Source organism: Clostridium acetireducens DSM 10703 (assembly GCF_001758365.1).
Taxonomy (GTDB): Bacteria; Bacillota; Clostridia; order Clostridiales; family Clostridiaceae; genus Clostridium_C; species Clostridium_C acetireducens.
Map to the genome: position 1 here is coordinate 1 of NZ_LZFO01000060.1, position 5,065 is coordinate 5,065.

Annotated in this window: 2 protein-coding genes; one reads left to right on the forward strand and one right to left on the reverse strand. The window is 28.2% G+C overall.

Going from position 1 to position 5,065, the window contains the following annotated elements:
* Positions 1-223 precede the first annotated feature (223 nt).
* The gene (locus tag CLOACE_RS11305; protein WP_070111355.1) at positions 224-2,779 is read right to left on the reverse strand and encodes a calcium-translocating P-type ATPase, PMCA-type; all 2,556 of its coding nucleotides are present in this window, start codon (positions 2,777-2,779) and stop codon (positions 224-226) included.
* 292 nt (positions 2,780-3,071) lie between these two features.
* On the opposite strand from CLOACE_RS11305, the gene CLOACE_RS11310 reads away from it, so the two are divergent.
* Positions 3,072-4,748, forward strand: a complete 1,677-nt coding sequence (locus tag CLOACE_RS11310) for a putative manganese-dependent inorganic diphosphatase (RefSeq protein ID WP_070111356.1) — start codon at positions 3,072-3,074, stop codon at positions 4,746-4,748.
* The last annotated feature ends 317 nt before the right edge of the window (positions 4,749-5,065 follow it).

Below are 5,065 nucleotides of genomic sequence, written 5' to 3' on the forward strand. Positions count from 1 at the left end.
AAAAAAACTCCTACCCAATTTATGCCCCGTCCTTGGGGCGGAAATTGGCTCATCACGTCCTGTGATGAATTACGGAGTTTTTTTATTTTTTCTTCTAAGATTGTCTAAAATTCATTCTAATTATTTACAAACTTTCTTTATGCTACTGTCTTATTATTTTTATACAGATTATTTTTAATTATTTTCTATTTGCAAATTATATAAATGATTTTTTATTTGTATTTTATTTTTCTTTTTTATGTCTTATTAATAAATATACGCTATTTATAAATGTTATTATGCCTGAGAAAAATATTACTATGAACCATTGTGATGATTTTAAAGCTACTGTGTGAAATATTTTTTGTAAAAATGGTAAGTATATTATTAAAAGCAACAATATTAAGGATATAAATACTGATCCTATTAAGTACCAATTAGTAAATATATTTATTTCAAATAAAGAGTGCTTTTCTGACTTACATTCAAAAACATGTATAAGTTGTGAAATTATTAAAGTACTTAATGCTAAAGTTCTGCAAGTAGTTAAGTTCATGCCCCACCACTTTCCTACAATAAAAGCTAGTATAGTGCATATTCCTATAAGAGAGCCTCTTATTAATATTTTTTCTTTAAGCCCTCTTGCAAATATACTCTCTTTTTTGTATCTAGGCTTATCTAACATAACATTTTCACTAGCAGGGTCTACTCCTAAAGCTATAGCTGGCAATCCGTCAGTGGCTAAATTTACAAATAAAATTTGAATTGGAAGCATAGGTGGTTCTAAATACAATAAAGATGCTAAAAACATAGTTAACACTTCTCCTAAGTTGCAAGAAAGAAGATATCTTATAAATTTTCTTATATTATTGTAAATTACTCTTCCTTCTTCTACAGCTGAAACTATAGTGGTAAAGTTGTCATCTAAAAGTATCATGGAAGAAGCTTCTTTAGTCACATCTGTACCAGATACTCCCATAGATATGCCTATATCTGATTCTTTAACTGCAGGAGCATCATTTACTCCATCACCAGTCATAGCTACTACATTGCCTTTTTCCTTAAAAGCTTTGACTATTCTAAGTTTATGTTTTGGGCTTACCCTAGCAAATATAGAAACATCATCTATAATTCTAAGTAATCTCTTATCTGTTAAATTATCTAATTCCTCTCCACTTATAACTTGAGATTGTTTTTCGCATATTTCTAATTCTTTTCCTATGGCATAAGCAGTATTTTTATGATCACCTGTTATCATTACTGGTCTTATACCAGCAATTTTGCATTTTAATACTGCATCTTTTACTTCTCTTCTTGGAGGGTCTATTATACCTGCTACTCCTAAAAACACTAAGTTTTCTTCCATATTATTTTTTGTTATATTTCTAGGCTTATATGCTGCTGCTATACATCTTAATGCTTTGTAAGACATATTTTCTACTGCTCTTTCTACTTTTCTTTTATAATAATCATTAAATTCTTTTAATTCTCCTCTTAATAATATATATTTGCACTTTGCTATAATTTTTTCAGGAGCTCCTTTAACGTATACTGTTTCTTTTACTCCTTCTTTCATTATAACTGACATCATTTTTCTATCAGAATTAAAAGGCTTATCATATACCCTTTTAGATTTACTTAAAAAATCTTTTAATTGGCTAGATTTATTAAAAAAAGCTTTAATTAAAGCTGTTTCTGTAGGATCTCCAAAAAGGGATTTTTCTATATTCATTTCTTTAAAGTCAAAATTACAATCATTGCAATATACAAAAGCCTTTTTCAGTAAAGTATTTTCTGGTATTTCCTTTTTTCCATCTAATTCATATGTATTATTTTCAAAATATAATACCTTTACTGTCATTTTATTTTGTGTAAGAGTTCCTGTTTTATCAGAGCATATTATAGATGTACAGCCCAATGTTTCCACTGCAGGAAGCTTTCTTATAAGTGCATTTCTCTTTAACATTTTAGATACACCAAGGGCTAAAGATACTGTTACAATAGCTGGTAATCCTTCTGGTATAGCTGCTACTGCTAAACTTACTCCTAAAAGAAACATTTCATATTTACCTTGTCCACGAGCTATTCCTGTTAAAGTCACTATAAAGCATATAGCTATACAAATTATAACTAATATTTTACCTAAAAAAGCTAGTTTTTCTTTTAAAGGAGACTTTTCTTCTTGTATACTTTGAAGCATACCTGCTATTTTTCCCATTTCTGTGCTCATTCCTGTTTGTACCACTTGAGCTTTTCCTCTACCTGTTAAAACTATAGTTCCCATATATATATTACAATCTTTAGAATAAGTATTTTTTTCAACACCTATAGATTCTCCTGTTAGTAAAGACTCATCTACCATTAAATTACTATTTTCTATAACTACGCAATCTGCTGGAACTCTATCTCCACTCTCTAAAACTACTATATCATCTAATACTAAATCTTCTGCATTTATTACTTTAATAGTATTGTCTCTTATGACTTTAGCTGTAGGTGCTGCTAACTCTTTCAAAGCTTCCAGCGACTTTTCTGTTTTAAACTCTTGTATAAATCCTAATACAGCATTCATTACTACAATAATTAATATAGTAATAGCATCTGCCTTTTCCCCTATAAATCCTGATATTATAGTTGCTATTATCAATACCCATACAATAAAATCATTAAATTGGGATAAAAATATTTTTAAAGCAGATATTTTCTTCTTTTTTTCTAATATATTGTGACCATATTTTTTTAGCCTTCTTTCTGCTTCTCTTGATGAAAGACCTATTCTTTCAATTCTCTCATTTAACAAAGACTTTACCTCCCTTGTACAATGTATCTACTTTTAGATTTAAATCTATTTATAATTTTTATTTTCTATAAGTAAATATATGAATGTACATATTAATCTTATGATTAATTTCATAAAATTAGTAAAAAAAATAATACAGCACCATAAAAAAAGCTGCTTTTCAATTTTTTATGTTATTATTTTTTAAATTTTAGCTTATTATATAAAATTTGTGGTAAAATATATAATAAATATGTTTAATGTGCTATAATATTCTAGATATATTAAACACTATATAGGAGGTTAAAAATTTATGAATGACGTATTATACATAACAGGGCATAGGAATCCAGATACAGACTCTATATGTTCTGCTATAGCTTATGCTGATTTTAAAAATAAAACTAGTTCTATTCCTGCTATTCCTATTAGACTTGGATCTATAAATAGGGAAACAGAATTTATATTAAATTATTTTGGAGTAGAAGCACCTAAACTGCTTCCAAATGTAAAAACTCAAATATTAGATTTAGATATAGATAAAGTACCTTCTCTTTCACCAAACATATCCATAAAAATGGCTTGGTCTATAATGAAAAAGAACAATATAAAAACTTTACCAGTTAGTGATGAAGACAACAAGCTTTTAGGTCTTGCTTCCTTATCTAATATTACTTCAAGTTATATGGATATATGGGACAATAATGTACTATCAAAAAGTGGTACTAAATTAGAACATATAATAGATACTTTATCTGGTAAATGTATTTATTATTCTGAAGAAAGCGAAAAGAATTTTGCAAAAATCGTTGTTGCTGCAATGCAACCAGAAGGAATTAAAGAAATCATTGAGGAAGGCGACATTGTAATATGCGGTAATAGAAAAGACGCTCAAGAAATGATTCTTAATTCAAAAGCATCTCTTATGATAGTAACTGGAAACTATCAAATTAGTGAAGATATATTAGAACAAGCTAAAAATACTGGATGTTCTATTGTACAAACTCCTTACGATACATTTACTGCAGCAAGATTACTTCCACAAAGTATTCCTGTAAGCTATATAATGGCAAAGGATGATTTAATTAAATTTAAACCTACAGATTTTGTAGATGATATAAAAGATATAATGCTTGAAACTAGATATAGAACATACCCTGTAGTAGATGAAGAAGATAAAGTAGTTGGAAGTATTTCAAGATATCATTTAATATCACAAAATAAGAAAAAAGTAATACTTGTAGACCATAATGAAAAAACTCAATCTGTTTTAGGTCTCGATGATGCAGAAATATTAGAAATTATCGACCACCACAGATTAGGAGATATACAAACAGGTACACCTATTTACTTTAGAAATGAACCTGTAGGAAGTACTGCAACTATAGTAGCTTCTATATTCTTTGAAAATGGAGTTAGACCTTCTAGAAAAATTGCTGGAATATTAGCTGGAGGTATAATTTCCGATACACTATTATTTAAGTCTCCTACATCCACTGTTATGGATAAATTGATGCTTAAGAGATTATCACAAATTGCAAATATAAATCCTGAAGAATTTGCAATGGAAATGTTTAAAGCTGGTTCATCTTTAAAGGGTAAAAGTGTAGATGAAGTATTTTATGGCGATTTTAAAGAGTTCTTTATAAACAATACAAAAATTGCTGTAACTCAAGTATCCACTATAGATGATGAAAGCTTTAATCCAATTGAAAAAGATATTATGAATTTAATGGAAAAGAAAGCTAAAGAAGAAAAATACTCTTTAATAGTATTAATGCTTACAAATATATTTAAAGGCGGTTCCAAATTAATTGTTGCTGGTAAGCATAAGGAATTTGTTTCACAAGCATTTAATGTTCAATTAGATGAAAATAGTGCTTATGTTCCTGGAGTAGTTTCTAGAAAGAAACAAGTTATTCCTCCTCTAACTAATGTTATATCTTCTGCAGTTATTGATGAAGAAGAGGAAGAAGAATCTCAAGAATAATCATATAAGCATTTGAAAAAGTTGCATTAAAAAATGCAACTTTTTTTAATGTTTGAATAAATGTAATTTCATATACATATTGTTTAAGGAAAAATCATGGATATAATTTGCAAATAAAAAATAATTTTAAATAATCTGTACAAAATAATAAGCCAGCCTCATAAAGAGAGTTTGTAAATAAGTCATTTCATTAAGACACTCTAAGAATAAAAAATAAAAAAACTCCTACCCAATTTATGCCCCGTCCTTGGGGCGGAAATTGGCTCATCACGTCCTGTGATGAATTACGGAGTTTTTTTATTTTTTCTTCTAAGAGT

Excerpts from the sequence above, each read along its gene's own strand:
- CLOACE_RS11310 (WP_070111356.1), top strand. The coding sequence starts at position 3,072 with ATGAATGACGTATTATACATAACAGGGCATAGGAATCCAGATACAGAC.